This is a genomic window from Streptomyces sp. NBC_01429, assembly GCF_036231945.1.
Classification (GTDB): Bacteria; Actinomycetota; Actinomycetes; order Streptomycetales; family Streptomycetaceae; genus Streptomyces.
The window spans coordinates 6,867,393-6,884,321 of sequence record NZ_CP109599.1; the positions used below are offsets into that span (position 1 = coordinate 6,867,393).

General features: G+C 74.0%; 6 protein-coding genes. 4 read left to right on the forward strand and 2 right to left on the reverse strand.

What is annotated here, in order from left to right; translation table 11 throughout:
• Positions 1–172: 172 nt before the first annotated feature.
• The gene (locus tag OG627_RS30330) at positions 173–1,648 is read left to right on the forward strand and encodes a glycoside hydrolase (RefSeq protein WP_329070504.1); all 1,476 of its coding nucleotides are present in this window, start codon (positions 173–175) and stop codon (positions 1,646–1,648) included.
• A gap of 75 nt (positions 1,649–1,723) precedes the next feature.
• Here OG627_RS30330 and OG627_RS30335 read toward each other — a convergent pair whose 3' ends face one another.
• A complete protein-coding gene (locus OG627_RS30335) occupies positions 1,724–2,695 on the reverse strand; it encodes an NAD(P)-dependent oxidoreductase (RefSeq protein WP_329070506.1) in 972 nt (323 codons plus the stop codon).
• On the reverse strand, positions 2,692–3,927 hold the full coding sequence (locus OG627_RS30340) for an acyltransferase family protein (RefSeq protein ID WP_329070507.1): 1,236 nt from the start codon (positions 3,925–3,927) through the stop codon (positions 2,692–2,694). Before OG627_RS30340 ends, OG627_RS30335 begins: the two co-directional genes overlap by 4 nt.
• Positions 3,928–4,324: 397 nt before the next feature.
• Between OG627_RS30340 and pabB the strand changes: the two genes are divergently transcribed.
• The 3 genes from pabB to OG627_RS30355 all read left to right on the forward strand — a co-directional run bounded on the left by pabB (position 4,325) and on the right by OG627_RS30355 (position 16,903).
• The gene (pabB, locus tag OG627_RS30345; protein WP_329070508.1) at positions 4,325–6,583 is read left to right on the forward strand and encodes an aminodeoxychorismate synthase component I; all 2,259 of its coding nucleotides are present in this window, start codon (positions 4,325–4,327) and stop codon (positions 6,581–6,583) included.
• A gap of 242 nt (positions 6,584–6,825) precedes the next feature.
• Complete coding sequence (locus OG627_RS30350; protein WP_443073659.1) at positions 6,826–10,068, forward strand: type I polyketide synthase; 3,243 nt, start codon at positions 6,826–6,828, stop codon at positions 10,066–10,068.
• A gap of 37 nt (positions 10,069–10,105) precedes the next feature.
• Positions 10,106–16,903 (forward strand): type I polyketide synthase, encoded by a 6,798-nt coding sequence (locus OG627_RS30355; protein WP_329070512.1) that lies wholly within the window; start codon positions 10,106–10,108, stop codon positions 16,901–16,903.
• Positions 16,904–16,929 lie beyond the last annotated feature (26 nt).

Below are 16,929 nucleotides of genomic sequence, written 5' to 3' on the forward strand. Positions count from 1 at the left end.
GTCCTCGGCGGATGCGCGGCGACATCCGGCCCTTTCCGCCCGACCGCGACGCCGACGCCGCACCGGTGGGACAGAAAGCGCTGTCATGGCTCTCGACAATCCCGTGGGAGCCCCCGATTCTCGAAGTGTTTGTCATGCACGCGACTTCGTGGAGTGTCAGGTGAGGAGTCCGATGGTCAGACGCAGAACGCTGCTCGCCGCGGCGGCGGGCGGCACACTGTTCGGTGGCGCACTGGCCACGGGCACCGCGCGGGCCGACGAGACGATCGCGGTGAACCCCGGCGCCACCTACGGGACATGGGAGGGCTGGGGGACGTCGCTGGCGTGGTGGGCCCATGTGTTCGGGGAGCGTGACGACTTCGCCGACCTGTTCTTCACCACCAGGTCCGTCGCGTACAACGGGCGGACCCTGCCGGGGCTGGGGCTGAACATCGCCCGCTACAACCTCGGCGCGTGCGGCTGGAACAGTGTCAACGGGGAGAGCATGGCGGCTTCCCCCAACATCCCCGCGTTCAAGCAGATCGAGGGGTACTGGCAGGACTGGCGGGACGAGGACCCCGCGTCCTCCGCGTGGAACTGGAGCGCGGACGCCGCCCAGCGGGCCGCACTGGTCAAGGCGGTCCAACGGGGCGCGGTGAGCGAGTTGTTCGCGAACTCGCCGATGTGGTGGATGTGCCTCAACCACAACCCGTCAGGGGCGGCCGACGGCGGCAACAACCTCCAGTCCTGGAACTACCGCCAGCACGCCTCCCACCTCGCCGCGGTCGCCCTCCGCGCGAAGAACGACTGGGGGGTGAACTTCGCGACCGTGGACCCCTTCAACGAGCCCGCGTCCAGCTGGTGGACGGCCACCGGCACCCAGGAGGGCTGCCACTTCGACGCGTCCGCGCAGGCCGCCGTCCTCCCGTACCTCCGGAGCGAACTCGACAGGCGCGGTCTGACCGGCACCCGGATCTCCGCCTCCGACGAGACGAGCTACGACCTGGCCCGTACCACCTGGAACTCCTTCGGATCGGCGACGAAGGCGCTGGTCAGCCAGGTCAATGTGCACGGCTACCAGGGATCCGGCGGCCGTCGCGACCTGCTCTACACGGACGTCGTGACCACGGCGGGCAAGAAGCTCTGGAACTCCGAGACGGGCCAGAACGACGCGAGCGGCCTGTCCCTGGCCAGTAACCTCTGCCTCGACTTCCGCTGGCTGCACCCCACCGCGTACTGCTACTGGCAGGTGATGGACCCGTCCCCGGGCTGGGCGATGATCGCCTACGACCCGAGCACGCTCCAGGCCGGTGCCGTACAGACCAAGTACTACGTGATGGCCCAGTTCAGCCGGCACATCCGCCCCGGGATGACCATTCTGGACACGGGCGTCGGCCACGCTGCGGCGGCCTACGACCCGGCGCGGCGACGTCTGGTCGTCGTGGCCGTCAACTCCGGCGCCGCCCAGACCCTCACCTTCGACCTCTCCCGCTTCACCCAGGTCACCGGCTCCACCGGCGGACTCGTACGCCGGTGGAACACGCTGACGTCCGGCGCGGGCGACCTGTACACCGAACGCGCCGACACGTACCTCAACGGCAAGCAGCTCAGCGTGCCGTTCGCGGCGGCGTCGGTGCAGACGTTCCAGATCGACGGTGTGGTGGTGTGATCCGGGGGCCGGGGCCGGGGCGGGTGTGCCGGGGGTCGGGCTCGTCCCGCGGCCCCGGCCCCGCATCCGGCACGGTCATCGAGCGGACGGGCCCCGGTTCTCGGGCGGGGCGAACTGCTCGACGAGGCGGGCGAAGCTGTCGCCGGCCTGGCCCCGGGCGACGGCCCGCTCCATGAGTCCCTGGACGTACAGCGGCAGTCGCGCGTCCACCGCGCGGTCGCCGCTCTCCTCCGTCAGGTGCCTGATCCCGGCCAGGTGGGTGCCCAGGGTCGAGTCGTCGGCGGGGTACTTGCCGTCCGCGATCTGCTGCGCGTAGCGCGGCACGAAGGAGCCGACGCCGGTGTAGAGCATCGCGGCGAACGGCGCGAACTCCGTCGCCGCGATGCCTTCCGTGCCGACCAGGGCCATCGCGTGCAGGACACCGGTGAGGCTCGTCCACATGATGTCCAGCAGGGCCACCTCGTAGAGCGAGGGGATGCCCGGGTCGGCGCCGAGATACGTGGCGCCGCCGCCCAGGGCGGCCAGGGCCGGGGCGTGCGCCCGGAACACGGCCTGCGGCCCCCCGTACAGGATGACCGCGTCGGGGTCGCCGATACCGTCCGGGGTGGCCAGGATCGCGCCGTCGAGGCAGTGGCCGCCGAGTGCGGCGGTACGGTCCGCGAGGGCGCGGGCCTGGCGGGAGGAGCCGGAGGCGAGGTTGACCAGCACCTTGCCGGGCAGGGCGGTCCGGCCGGCGTCGATGACGTCCACGACGGCGTCATGACCGGTGACGCAGACGACGACCAGCGGGGCGGCCGCGACGGCGTCCGCCACGCTCGCGGCGCGGACCGCGCCACGGGCGACGAGGGGATCCGCCTTCTCCGGCGAGCGGTTCCAGACCGTGGTCGGGTGCCCGCCGCGCAGGAAAGCGGCCGCCAGCGCGGAGCCCATCAGGCCCAGCCCGATCACGGTGACCGGCCGGCGCTCCTGGGCGGCGTCCTCCGGCGGGCCGGTCCGCCGTGCTCCGGCCGTCGGCAGGTCCCCGTTCGGGGGTGGCTGTGTGCTCATCGTCCGATCCTTCCGTGGGGCCTGGTGTCCGTCCGGCGGACCGGAGCGGGCAGGCCGGGCGGCGCGGCCGGGGGCGGGGGGCCTCCGGCCGGCGAGGGTTCTGCCACCGGCTCTCCGGCCGGCGGCGGCGCGGGCTCCGCCGCGCCGCCCCGGGGCCGTACCGTGCCGTGCAGCCTGAACATCAACGGCCGCTCCACCAGGGTGTGCAGCAGCCACGCGAGGGCGAGCGAGACCGCCAGCAGCACCGCGGTGTCCACCGCCCTGACCGCCGTACCGGTGGCCCGCGCGCAGCCCAGGAGCCGGCAGCCGTGGTCGATGACCAGCAAGTGGCACATGTACAGCGCGAACGAGAGTTCCCCCAGCCGTACCGCGACCGGGTGCCGCAGCGGTGACCGGACGCCGCGCAGGTCGGCGCCCGCGGTGCCGAGCAGCACCAGGGCCAGCGGCACGACCGTGACCGCCACGGCGCCCCAGACCAGCGGGACCGCGACCGCCACCGGATAGAGCACGACATACGCCGCCGCTCCGTGCCAGCCGCGGACACCACGGGCCAGCCCCTCCTTGGCGATCCGGGCCAGCACCATGCCGAGGACGAACTCCGGCAGCCGGGCCGGCGGAAACGAGTAGACCAGCCACATCTGACGCGTGGTGTCGGGGAACGGGCCGAACGTGGTCTGACCGGCCAGCGCCGGGCGCACCGTCACGACCAGCAGCGGGATCAGCGCCACGGCCGCCACGCACACCCCGGCACAGGCGGGCAGCAGCCGGGGCGCGATCCGGTGCACCGGTGGCGCGAGCAGCGGGAACAGCAGATAGAACAGCGCCTCGCAGCACAGCGACCAGGAGACCCCGTTGACGCCCGGGTCCAGGATGCTGAACCCGGGCGACCAGGACTGGACGAGCAGGGCGTTGGGCAGCCAGGCGCGAACCGGGGGGAGCCCACCGGCCGTTACCGCCAGCAGCAGACCGGCCGCCAGCGTCACCAGGTGCACGGGAAGGATCTTCGCCGCGCGCCCCCGCCAGAACCGGCGCGCACCCCGGCCCGGCCGCCACGACCAGCTGAGCAGGAACCCGCTCAGCAGGAAGAAGAACGACACTCCCGAGAAGGCCACGCGCAGCAGCGTGGCGTTCTCGCTGCCGCCGTTCCAGACGCTGCTGGAGTGCTGGGCGAAGACGGTCACGGCGGCGGCGAAGCGCAGACCTGTCAGGGCGGGCAGTTGCGACGTCTTCATGGATTTCTGGCGCCTCCCGGGCGGAGTTACCGTCCCGATGGTGCCCGCATTCCGGCGAGTTGCGGAACCGGGTCACACTTCCGGGTGAAGGATTCGCTGAAGAATGCGCTCCAACGAGTGTTCAGCGGGCTTTCGGCGCTCATGAGGCGGCCGAGCGGGACGATGATGTCATGGCCGTTGGCACTACGCTTTCCACAGACGCCGCCGTTCGCACTACGCTTTTCGCAGGCGCTGCGGGAACGCACCGCGACGCGGTGCGCCGCCGAAGCGCGGCCGTCCCGAACTCCCCTTCCTTTTCCCGTTCCCCGGCTTTTCGTCGCTGCCGCCCTCCGCCCGTTCTCGCGGCCGTCCCGCGGGCGCCGTCGAACGAATCGTCCGCAGGATTTCGTGAGGTCTGATGCGCACACTCATCATCGACAACTACGACTCGTTCACCTACAACCTGCTCCACCACCTGGCCGAGGTGACCGGGGATGAGCCCGTCGTACGGCGCAATGACGAGATCGACGCGGCCGCCGTGCGGCGCGAGCGGTTCGACAACGTGATCATCTCGCCCGGACCGGGCCGGCCGGACCGCCCGGCGGACTTCGGCGTGTGCGCCGAGGTGATCCGGTCCGCCGCGGTTCCGGTGCTCGGGGTCTGCCTGGGGCACCAAGGCATCTGCCAGGCGTTCGGCGGGACCGTCCGGCGCGCGCCGCAGCCGTACCACGGGCGGATCTCGCCGGTGCTGCACGAGCGGACCGACATCCTGGCCGGGCTGCCGTCGCCGTTCTCCGCGGTCCGCTACCACTCGCTGATCGCCGAGAACATGTCCGAGGAGATCGAGGAGATCGCCCACACCCCGGACGGCCTGCTGATGGCGGTGCGCCACCGGCACCGGCCACTGTGGGGCGTGCAGTTCCACCCGGAGTCGGTGTGCACCGAGCACGGCCGGCAACTGCTGCGCAACTTCACGGATCTGACCCGGAGCTGGTACGAGCGACAACCGGAGGCGGCGGCCGACCCGGTCCGCGTGGCGGCTGCGACTTCCGGGATGCCCGTGACCCCCGTGACCCCCGTGACTTCTGTGACCTCCGTGTCCCCGCTGGTCACTCCGGCCCCCTTACCCTCTGCGGCCTCTGCGGTTCCCGTGGTTCCCGCGCCGCGACTGTCTCCCGCCCCGGCGGAGGTGCGTCGGCTGCGCGTGCTGCACCGGGCGCTGGACATCGCGGTGACCGCGCAGACCGTGTACGACGCGTTGTACCGCGACTCCGCGTGCTCGTTCTGGCTGGACAGCAGCGGGCCGCGTGAGCGCGACGGACGGTTCTCGTTCATGGGCGACGCCAAGGGCCCCCTGGCCCGCGTGGTCAGGGCCGACGTGTGGGCGGGCCTGGTGAGCGTGGAGTCGGCGGAGGGCACGGTGCGGGAGCCCGGCGGATTCTTCGACTGGCTCCGGGCCGACCTCGCCGCGCTGCGCACCGAAGTGCCCGCGCTTCCCTTCGACTTCGCCCTGGGCTGGGTCGGATACCTGGGCTACGAGCTGAAGGCCGAGTGCGGCGGCGAGCGCGCACACCGCTCGCACCACCCGGACGCGGCCATGCTCTTCGCCGACCGGGCGATCGCGTTCGACCACCACGACGGCACCGTGCACCTCCTCGCGCTGGCCGAGGGGCCGGACGACGCGCCCGCGGCGCGATGGGCGGCGAGCACGGAGGCCCGGCTCGTGGAACTCGCCGGCAGCCCGCCGGCCCCACGCTCCACCGGGGCCGTCACGACTGCCGGAACGTTGCGCCTGCGGCACGACCGGGAGCGCTATCTGGCACACATCGACACCTGCCTGCGGCAGATCGACGACGGCGAGAGCTACGAGGTGTGCCTGACCAACATGCTCGGCGCGCGCGGCAAACTCGACCCGGCGGAGGCGTACAAGCTGCTGCGGACCGGCAACCCGGTGCCGTTCGGGGCCCAGTTGAGGTTCGGCGGACTGTCCGTGCTCAGCTCCTCCCCGGAGCGGTTCATCCGGGTCGCCGGGGACGGAACGGTCGAGTCCCGGCCGATCAAGGGCACCAGGCAGCGCGCGGCCTCACCGGCCGAGGACGACGCGCTCCGTGCCGACCTGGCGTCGAGCGCCAAGGACCGGGCGGAGAATCTGATGATCGTCGACCTGGTGCGCAACGACCTGGGCCGGTGCGCGCGACTGGGCTCGGTCCGGGTGGACGGGCTGTTCGAGGTGGAGAGCTACGCCACCGTGCACCAGCTGGTCAGCACCGTCTCGGCGCGACTGAGACCAGGGCTGTCGGCGGTGGACTGCGTGCGCGCGGCCTTTCCCGGCGGCTCGATGACCGGCGCCCCCAAGATCCGGACCATGCAGATCATCGACGAGCTGGAGGAGGGCCCACGAGGCGTCTACTCGGGCGCGCTCGGCTTCTTCTCGCTCTCCGGCGCCGCCGACCTCAGCATCGTGATCAGGACGCTGGTGGTCGACGGGGACCGCATCGAGTACGGGGTCGGCGGCGCCGTCATCGCGCTGTCCGACGCCGACGCGGAGTTCGAGGAGACCGCGGTGAAGGCCGCTCCGCTGCTGCGGCTGCTGGGGCAGGAATTCCCCGGACGCCGCTCGCATCCGGCCCCGGCCGGACCGGACGGAGCCGGACCCCTGGTCCAGCCCGTTTCGTGAAGATAATCGGAGCGTCGTCGCCTTACCGTTCCGGTGTTCATTCGTATGGGGCGTATTTCGCCTGATGACTTCACCGGTTCCGCCGAATGGCCCACGATGGTTTCGTACGGGGGGAATTTCGGGCGAGCGGCGCAATGGTCCGGAGCCCCCGGCGAATCCCCGTCCGCCCGCCGCCGCAACGCGGTGTGCGGAATTCCCTGTGTCACCTGTCCGGTGCCATGAGTTCAGAATCCGAGATGCACGTGACCGAAGAGGACCGACTCCGGACGTATCTCAAGCGCGTGGTCGCCGAGGCGGTCGACGCCCGGAACCGCCTGCGCGAGATGGAGGAGCGACAGCACGAGCCGGTCGCCGTCGTCGGCACCGCCTGCCGTTACCCCGGCGGCGCCGACACACCGGCACGGCTGTGGCGCCTCGTCGCCGAAGGCACCGACGCGGTCTCGGAGTTCCCGGTCAATCGAGGGTGGCCCGTGGAGGGCCTCCACCACCCCGACCCCGACAGGCCGGGCACGACCTACGTCCAGCAGGGCGGATTCCTGCACGACGCCGACCTGTTCGACCCCGGGTTCTTCGGCATGTCGCCCCGGGAGGCGCTGGCCACCGACCCCCAGCAGCGGCTGCTGCTGGAAATCGCCTGGGAGGCGTTCGAGCGGGCCCGCATCGCGCCGGACACCCTGCGCTCCAGCCGGACCGGGGTGTTCACCGGCGTCATGTACAACGACTACGGCGCGCGCCCGAACCTGCCGCTGGACGACTTCGAGGGATACCTGTTCTCCGGCAGCGCGGCCGGGGTCGCGTCCGGCCGCCTCTCCTACACCTTCGGGCTGGAGGGGCCCGCGGTCACCGTCGACACCGCGTGCTCCTCGTCGCTGGTCGCGCTGCACCTGGCGGCGACCTCGCTGCGCCGGGGCGAGTGCGACCTGGCGCTGGCGGGCGGTGTGACGGTGATGTCCACACCGGCCACCTTCGTGGGCTTCTCCCGGCAGCGCGGGCTGGCCCCGGACGGCCGGTGCAAGTCGTTCGGCGCCGGAGCCGACGGCACGGGATGGTCCGAGGGCGCCGGCCTGCTGCTGCTGGAGAGGCTCTCCGACGCCGTACGCCTGGGACATCCGGTCCTCGCCGTGATCAAGGGTTCGGCGGTCAACCAGGACGGCGCGTCCAACGGCCTGACCGCGCCCAACGGCCCCTCCCAGGAACGCGTCATCCATGACGCGCTGGCAGACGCCCGGCTGCGGCCCGCCGACATCGACGCGGTGGAGGCGCACGGCACCGGCACGCCTCTCGGCGACCCGGTCGAGGCACGGGCGCTGCTGAGGACGTACGGGCAGGACCGCCCGGCTGACCGCCCGCTGCGGCTCGGGTCCCTGAAGTCCAACATCGGCCACGCGCAGGCCGCCGCAGGGGTCGGCGGCGTGATCAAGATGATCGAGGCGATCCGGCACGGACGGCTGCCGCGCACCCTCCACGCCGAGCGGCCGACGTCGGAAGTGGACTGGGACAGCGGTGCGGTGACCCTGCTGACCGAGGCGTGCGACTGGCCCGACACCGGACGACCGCGCCGGGCCGCTGTCTCCTCCTTCGGCCTGGGCGGCACCAACGCGCACGTGATCGTCGAACAGGCCCCCGAAGCGGCGGCCGGCCCGTGGCCGACGGCCCGGCCGGACGGTCCCGGGCTGCCCGCGGTGCCGTGGATCGTGTCGGCGAGATCGGCCGAGGCGCTGCGTGAACAGGCCCGTAACCTGGCGGAACTGGCCGCCGACCCGGCGGCGCCCGAGCCCGCGGACGTGGCGTTCTCGCTCGCGGACACCCGCGCCCCGATGGAGCACCGCGCCGTGGTGGTCGGCGCCGGGCCACCGGACTTCCGGCGCGGCATGGCCGAAGTGGCCGACGGAGAGGGGTTTTCGCGCCCGGCGCGCGGCCCCGTGGCGTACGCGTTCACCGGCGGCCCGGCGCCACGGGCCGACGCGGTCCGAGCGCTGCGCGACGTCTTCCCGGTGTTCGCCGCCGCGTTCGACGCGGCGGCGGCCGAGCTGGACCGGCACCGGCCGCGAGCGGCACACCCCGCCACCGCGCCGGGCGAGGACCGGGACGGCTACGGCGAGGAGGCGCACTTCGCCACCGAGATCGGGCTGTTCCGGCTGTTCGAGGCGTGGGGAGTGCGGCCCGAGGCAGTGGTGGGCCACGCGGCGGGCGAGCCCGCCGCCGGATACGCGACGGGCCTGCTGTCACTGCCCGACGCGGCCGCGCTGACAGCGGCGCGGGGGCGCCTGCTGCGCCTCGCCGACCCCGGCGAGGCGGAGTGGGACGACTTCCGCCGGTCCGTGGCCGGGCTGTCCTTCGCCCCGTCGGCGCTGCCCCTGATCCGGGTCACCGAAGACGCGCCGCCCCCGGCACGCGCGTGGACCTCCCCCGAGTACTGGATCGACCGGGCCCGGCGGTCCGGACGTCCCTCCGACACGGCACGCGCCCTGGAACCGGCCCGGATCGCCACGCTCCTCGGGCTGGGCGCGGACGGCCTGCTGCCGGAGACCGACGGGGACGGCGGAACCGTGGCCGTCACCCTCGTACGGACCGGAGTTCCCGCCGCGCACGCCGTGGTCGAGGCGCTGGGGCGGCTGTATCTGCGGGGCGTGGACCCGGACTGGCGGGCGCTGTTCGCGGGCACGGGCGCGCGCCATGTCGATCTGCCGACCTATCCGTTCCGGCGCGCGCGGTTCTGGCTCGACGCCGAGGAGCCGGCCGGCGCCGCCACGCCGGGCGGGGCCGCCACGCCGGGCGGGGCCGATGACGACGCACAGGCCGCTCCCGCGCCCGCCGTGGAACCGCTGGCCGGGCGACTGGCCGGACTGACTCCCGCGCAGCGGCGCGCCTTCGTCCTCGACCTGGTCTGCACCGAGGCGAAAGCCGTGCTCAAGGCGGTCGACGGGGACGTGGTGGAGCCGCACCGCCCGTTCCGGGACATGGGTTTCGACTCGCTGACGGCGGTCGAACTCCGTACCAGGATGAGCGCGGCGTGCGGGCTGCGGCTGCCGGTGACGATCGTCTTCAGCCACCCGACACCGGGCGACCTCGCCGACTTCCTGCTGACCGAACTCACCCGACCGGACCGCGCCGCCACCGGAGCCGGTCCGGACGCGGGATCGGCTCCGGGTCCGGAAGCAGGTCCCGGAGCCGGTCCCGAAGCGTCGTCCGGGACCGGCGACGCTCCCGGGGCGCCGCTCCTCGCGGCCGAACTCGACCGGCTGGAGCGGGCGTTCGCCGCGCTCCCGGCCCACAGCGACCGGCCGGCCCGGGCCGAGGTCGCCGCACGGCTGCGGGGCCTGCTGGCGAGCCCCCCGGCGGCCCGACAGGAGACCGCCCCGGCCGCCCCGGCTGCCCTGGCTGCCCCTGCCGTCCTGGCCGACGTGACCGCCGTCATCGAGTCGACGTCGACCGCCGAGATCCTCGCCCACATCGACCGCGAGCTCGGCACCACCACCGCCTGACGCCACACACCGTCCGATACCGAGGGAAGAGGCACCGATGTCGGATGAGGAAAAGCTCGTCCAGTACCTGAAGCGGATCGCAGGGGAACTGCGGGACGCCCGCGCCCGCATCGGGGAACTGGAGTCCGCCGACCGTGAACCGCTGGCGGTCGTCGGCATGGCCTGCCGGTTCCCCGGCGGTGTGGAGAGCGCGGACGACCTGTGGCGCCTGGTCGAGGACGGTCGTGACGCCATCACCCCGTTCCCCACCGACCGTGGCTGGGACCTGGAGGCGCTGTACGACCCCGATCCGGCGACCCCCGGCACCACCTACGCCCGCGCGGGCGGCTTCCTCGACACCGCTACCGGCTTCGACGCCGCGTTCTTCGGCATCTCCCCGCGCGAGGCGCTGGCCATGGACCCGCAGCAGCGGGTGCTGCTGGAAACCTCGTGGGAACTCTTCGAACAGGCGGGCATCGACCCGGCGTCGCTGCGCGGCACACGCGTCGGAGTGTTCGCCGGCGTCACCGAGCAGAGCTACCTCGGACTGTCGGGACCCAGTGAGTGCGAGGGCTATCTGCTGACCGGCAGGCTGGCCGCCGTCGCGTCCGGCCGGATCGCCTACACGTACGGCTTCCAGGGGCCCGCGATCAGCGTGGACACCGCCTGCTCCTCCTCGCTCGTCGCCCTGCACCTCGCGGCGCGCTCGGTGCGCACCGGCGAGTCGCGCATGGCACTGGCCGGTGGCGTGACGATCACCGCGACGCCGGGCGGGTTCGTGGACTTCGCCCGGCAGCGGGGCCTGTCGCCGGACGGCCGGTGCCGGTCGTTCGCCGCCTCGGCGGACGGCACCTCCTGGTCAGAGGGCGTCGGCCTGGTGCTGCTGGAGCGGCTGTCCGACGCCCGTCGGCACGGACACCGGGTGCTGGCACTGCTGCGCGGGAGCGCGGTCAACCAGGACGGCACGTCCAACGGGCTGACCGCGCCCAGCGGCCCGGCGCAGGAGCGGGTGATCCGGGAGGCCCTGGCCGACGCCGGGCTCGGACCGGCCGACGTGGACGCCGTCGAGGCACATGGCACCGCCACCACGCTGGGCGACCCGATCGAGGCCCAGGCCCTGTTGTCCGTCTACGGCGCGGGCCGCCCGGCGGAGCGCCCGCTGCGACTGGGCTCGCTGAAGTCCAACATCGGTCACACCGCCGCCGCCGCGGGCATCGCCGGGGTGATCAAGATGGTGCAGGCCATGCGGTACGAGACGCTGCCGGCGACCCTCCACGTCGACCGGCCGACGCCGCTGGTGGACTGGTCGGCGGGCGGCGTGGAACTGCTCACCGAGCCCCGGCCCTGGCCGGCCACCGGCACACCGCGCCGCGCGGCGGTGTCGGCGTTCGGGGTCAGCGGGACCAACGCCCATGTGGTGCTGGAGCAGGCGCCCGCAGGGGAACCGACGGGGGAACCCGCTGCGGCATCGACGGCGGAACGGACGGCGGGGGCAACAGCGGTGCCGGCGGGCGTCGTGGCCGCGGCCCCGGCCGCGACGGTCCCGTGGCTGCTGTCCGCCGCGAGCCCGGACGCCGTACGCGCGCAGGCCGGCAGGCTGGCCCGCTTCCTCCGGGACGAGCCGGACATCCGGCCCCGGGACGTCGCCCGCACGCTCGCCCGCGGCCGGGCGGCGCTCAAGCACCGGGCCGCCGTGGTGGGCGCCGACCGCGCCGCGCTGCTGGACGCACTGGACACGCTCGCCCGTGACGGCGGCGGACCACGGACGGCGCGCGGCTCCGCGTCCCCCGGCAAACTGGGGTTCCTGTTCACCGGCCACGGCGCGCAGCACGCGCGGATGGGCGAGGAACTGCACCGGGCGTTTCCCGCGTTCGCCTCGGCGTTCGACGAGGTGTGCACGGCACTCGACCGGCATCTGGAGCACCCCCTGCGCGAGGTGATCGCCGACGGCGGGCCGCTGCGGGAGATGACGTACGCGCAGCCCGCCCTGTTCGCCTTCGAAGTGGCGATGTTCCGGCTCGTCGAGTCCTGGGGGGTACGTCCGGACTACCTGGTCGGACACTCGACCGGTGAACTGGCCGCGGCCCATGTGGCCGGTGTCATGTCGCTGACGGACGCCGCCGCCGCGATCACCGCCCGGGGCCGGCTGATGCAGGCGTTACCCGCCCACGGCGCGATGGCGGCGCTGGAGGCGGCCGAGGACGAGGTGCGTCCGCTGCTCGCCGAGCACGACGGCCGGGTGGACGTGGCGGCGGTCAACAGCCCCTCGGCACTGGTGATTTCCGGGGACGCCGACGCGGTCTCCTCGGTGGCGTCCGTACTGGAGGCGCGCGGGCGCCGTACCAAGCGGCTGCCGATCGACCAGGCCGCGCACTCCTCGCACATCGACGCGATGCTCGGCGAGTTCGCCGACGTGATGCGGGGACTCGAACTGCGCGCCCCGCACATCCCGATCGTCTCCACCCTCACCGGTGAGGTCGCCGACGCCGAACGGCTCCGCTCGCCCGGGTACTGGACCGAGCAACTGCGCCGCCCCGTCCGCTTCCTGGACGCCATGCGCACACTGGCCGCCGAGGGCGTCGGGGCGACGCTGGAACTGGGGCCCGCCGGTGTGCTGTCCGCGCTGGTCGAGGAGTGCACCGCCGGACCACGGCCGGTCGCCCCGCTGGCCGCGATGCGCGCCGAACTGCCCGAGTGCCAGAGTGTCGTGACGGCAGTGGCGCAGCTCTGGACCATCGGTTTCCCGGTCGACCGCAAGGCGTTCGCCGCCCCGTCAGAGCCCTCCGGGAACTCATCCGAAAACCCCTCCGTCGCCCGGTCGGTGGAGCTGCCGGGCTACCCGTTCCAGCGGGAGCGGTACTGGGCGGAGCCGTCCGGGGGCGGCGGGGCCGCTTCGCGGGAGACCGGCCACGCGATGCCGGGGACCGCGGTCGAGGTCGCGGGCCGCGACGAGGCGGTGTTCACCGACAGGGTCTCCGCGCGCTCGCACCCGTGGCTCGCCGACCGCTCGCGGTGCGGGGTCCCGGTGCTGCCCACCGCGCTGCTGGCGGAACTGGTGGTACGTGCCGGGGACAGCGTGCGCTGCGGGGTCGTCGAGGACCTCGCTGTGCACCACCCGCCGGTGCTGCCCGAGCGGGGGGCACTGGAACTTCAGGTGGTCCTCGGGCCGCCCGACGACGCCGCGCGCCGCGCGTTCACCGTCCACACCCGCCCGCAGGACGGCGGCGCGGCGTGGACGGCATGCGGGTCGGGTACGACGGCGCCCGGCAGCGGTGAAGTGCCCTTCGGCGTCGCCGAGTGGCCCCCGGCCGGCGCGGAGGCGCTCGACCCCGGCCCGGCCGACGACGGCGATACGGGGACGGGTACGGGTACGGGTACGGACGATCCGGTGCGCGCGCTGTGGCGGCGCGGCGGCGAGATCTTCGCCGACATCCGGCTGCCGCAGGACATGCCGACACAGGGGTTCGTGCTCCACCCCCTGCTGCTGGACGCCGCGTTGCGTCGCGCCCTCTCGGTCGGGGAGTTCGGGGAGCCCAAGGAGCCCAAGGAGCCCGAGGAGCCCGGGGAGCAGCGGTCGGCGCAGACCGCCGGGGCGCCGGACGCCGGGCGGCTGGGCGACGTCCGGCTGTACGCGTCGGGCGCGACCGAGGTGCGCGCCCGGATCACGACGGGCGGTCCGGGAGGCGTGACGGTACGCCTGGCCGACCCGGCGGGCCGTCCGGTCGCTTCGGTCGGCTCGGCATCGGCGCTGCGGATCACCGGAAGCGACATCGAGGCGGCGCGCACCCGGCAGCGGGACGCGCTGTTCCGGCTGGACTGGCGGCCCGTATCGGTGGCGTACAGCGGTGGTTCGGCCGACTGGGCGCTGCTGGACCACGGCGACACCGATCCCGGCCTCCCGGCCGGCCGGCGCGTCGCCGACCTGGACTCGGCGCTGGACGTGGCGCCGGACACGGCCATCGGGCCCGGCGGTCCGCGTACGGTCGTGGCGCCGTTCTTCTTCCGGTCCGGGGGCGAGGTCCCGGAGCGGGCGCGGGATGCCGCGCTGCGGGCGCTGGCGCTGGTGAAGGCGTGGCTCGCCGACGACCGTGCCACGGCCGCCACGCTGGTCGTACTCACCCGGGGCGCGGTACGGGTCGGCCCGGCGTCCGACGGCCTGGGCGCGGTGTCCGACCTGGTCGCCGCGCCGGTCTGGGGCCTGGTCCGCTCGGCGCAGTCGGAGGCACCGGGACGGATCGTCCTGGTCGACCTGGACGACGACCCGGCGTCCGGCACCGCCCTGGCGGCGGCGATCGCCTCCGGCGAGCCGCAGAGCGCGGTGCGCTGCGGGCGGGTCCTGGTGCCGCGCCTGGCCCCGGTCCGGGCGATCCGTACAGGGCCCGGAACGCCCGGACAGGACCAGGCCAGCACCGGCGACCTGCCGGAGACCGGTCCGGAGGCGCGGGCCGCCGATCCCGCCGGCCGCTCAGCGCGGGAGCCGCAGGCGGGGCCGTGGCGTCCCGGTCGCACCGTACTGATCACCGGCGGCACCGGCGCCCTGGGCGGGCTGTTCGCCCGCCATCTGGTCAGCGGGCACGGTGTCACCCACCTGCTGCTCGCCGGGCGCCGGGGCGCGGACGCGCCCGGTGCGCGCGAGCTGGCGGACGAACTCACCGCGCTGGGAGCCGAGGTCACCCTCGCCGCCTGTGACCTGTCCGACCGGGCGGCGGCGGCCGACCTGCTGGCCGCCGTCCCCGGCGACCACCCGCTCGGCGCGGTCGTCCACACGGCGGGGGTGCTCGACGACGGCGTGCTCGCCGCCATGACCCCCGAGCGGTTCGAGGCGGTGCTGCGCCCCAAGGTGCACGCCGCGTGGCACCTGCACGAGCTGACCCGCCACCTCGACCTGTCCGCGTTCGTGATGTTCTCGTCGATCGCGGGCATCGTCGGCGGTCCCGGGCAGTCCAACTACGCCGCCGCCAACGCGTTCCTGGACGCCCTCGCCGAACACCGCGCCGCACTCGGCCTCCCGGCGGCGTCGCTCGCCTGGGGCCTGTGGGCGCACGAGAGCGGAATGACCGGTCACCTCGGCGAAGTGGACCTGAAACGGATCGCGCGAGCGGGCTTCGCACCGGTCACCGAGCACGACGGCCCTGCGCTGCTGGACGACGCGCTGCGCACCCGGCACCCCGCGCTGGTCGCCACCCCCCTGGACCACCGGGCGTTGCGCGCGAGCGGCGGCCACGCGCCCCTGCTGTTCTCCGGCGTGCTGCCGGGGGCGCCCCGCCGTACCGTGCGGGCGGCCGCCGTGGACAGCGGGCCGATGGCCGAGCGGATCGCCGCGCTGCCGGAGGACGGGCGCCTGGAGGCCGTCTCCGGGACGGTACGTACCGAGACCGCCCGCGTGCTCGGCCACAGCGATCCGCGTGCCGTCGACCCCACGGTGCGCTTCACCGCGATGGGTTTCGACTCCCTGGTCTCGGTGGAACTGCGCAACCGGCTCTCCGAGGTGGCCGGACTACGGCTGCCCGCGACCGCCGTCTTCGACCACCCCACGCCGGAAGCGCTGTCGCGGTACCTGCTGGGCGAACTGCTGGCGGCCGGGACCCCGGCGTCGGGGGCGGGGGCGGCGACCGGCATCGCCCCCGCGCCCGCACCTGCACCCGGCATCGAGGACATGCGCGCCGACGTACGGCTGGCCGACGACGTACGGCCCGCCGGCGAGGTCAGCCTGGTGGCCGAGGACCCCCGCGAGATCCTGCTGACCGGCGCGAGCGGCTTCCTCGGGGCGTTCCTGCTGCGCGACCTGATGCGGTCGACCGACGCCACCGTCCACTGCCTGGTGCGCGGCGCGGACCAGGCCCAGGCGCTGCGGCGGTTGCGGGAGAACCTGCGCTGGTACCGGATCGACGACCAGATCGACCCGGACCGGCTGAACGTCGTGGCGGGCGACCTGGCCGCACCGCGCCTGGGGCTGTCCGAGGAGCGGTTCGACCGGCTCGCCCACAGCGTCGATGTGGTCTACCACGCCGCCGCGACGGTCAACTGGCTCCGCCCGTATGCCGAGTTGCGCGCGGCGAACGTGGGCGGCACGCAGGAGCTGCTCCGGCTGGCGGCCCGGCACCGTACCGTTCCGGTGCACTACGTCTCCAGCACCGGGGTGTTCGCGGGCGAGGCGGGTGACGGTGTGCCGCTGCGGCCCGACGATCCGACCGGACCGCCCGAGGCGCTGTCCAACGGCTATCTCCGGAGCAAGTGGGTGGCCGAGCAGGTCGTCGGGATCGCCCAGGACAGGGGCCTGCCCGTCTCCGTCTACCGCGCCGACGTGATCAGCGGCGACCAGGTCAACGGGGCGTGCCAGACCCGCGACTTCGTGTGGATGAGCCTCAAGGGGCTGCTCCAGGCCGGCGCGGTGCCGGCCGGGCTGGACGGGCCGGTGCACATGGTGCCGGTCGACTACGTCAGCGCGGCCATCACCGAACTGGCCGCCCGCAAGGAGAACACCGGCCGCACGTTCCACCTGCACAACCCCGAAGGCCACGGCTACGGCGACTTCGTGGCCGACCTGCGCGCCCTCGGCTACCCGCTGCGCGAACTGGATCTGCCCGCCTGGCGGGAGCTGGTGCTGGCCGACCGGGAGAACGCGATCATCCCGCTCCTCGACTCGTTCGAACTCATCGCCGAGCGGCGGGCGTCGCATCCGCGGATGGACGTCTCGGACACCGGGCAGGCGCTGGCCGGCAGCGGGGTGCGCTGCCCGCCGGTCGGCAGTCGGCTCTTCGGCAGGTACGTCGGCTTCTTCGTCCGCGCGGGCTGGTTCCCGCCGCCACCGTCGTCGTCAGGGTCCCGCGCGGCGACGGACCCCACGGCCGGCTGATGAGCCACTCCCGCCACCCCCTCCAG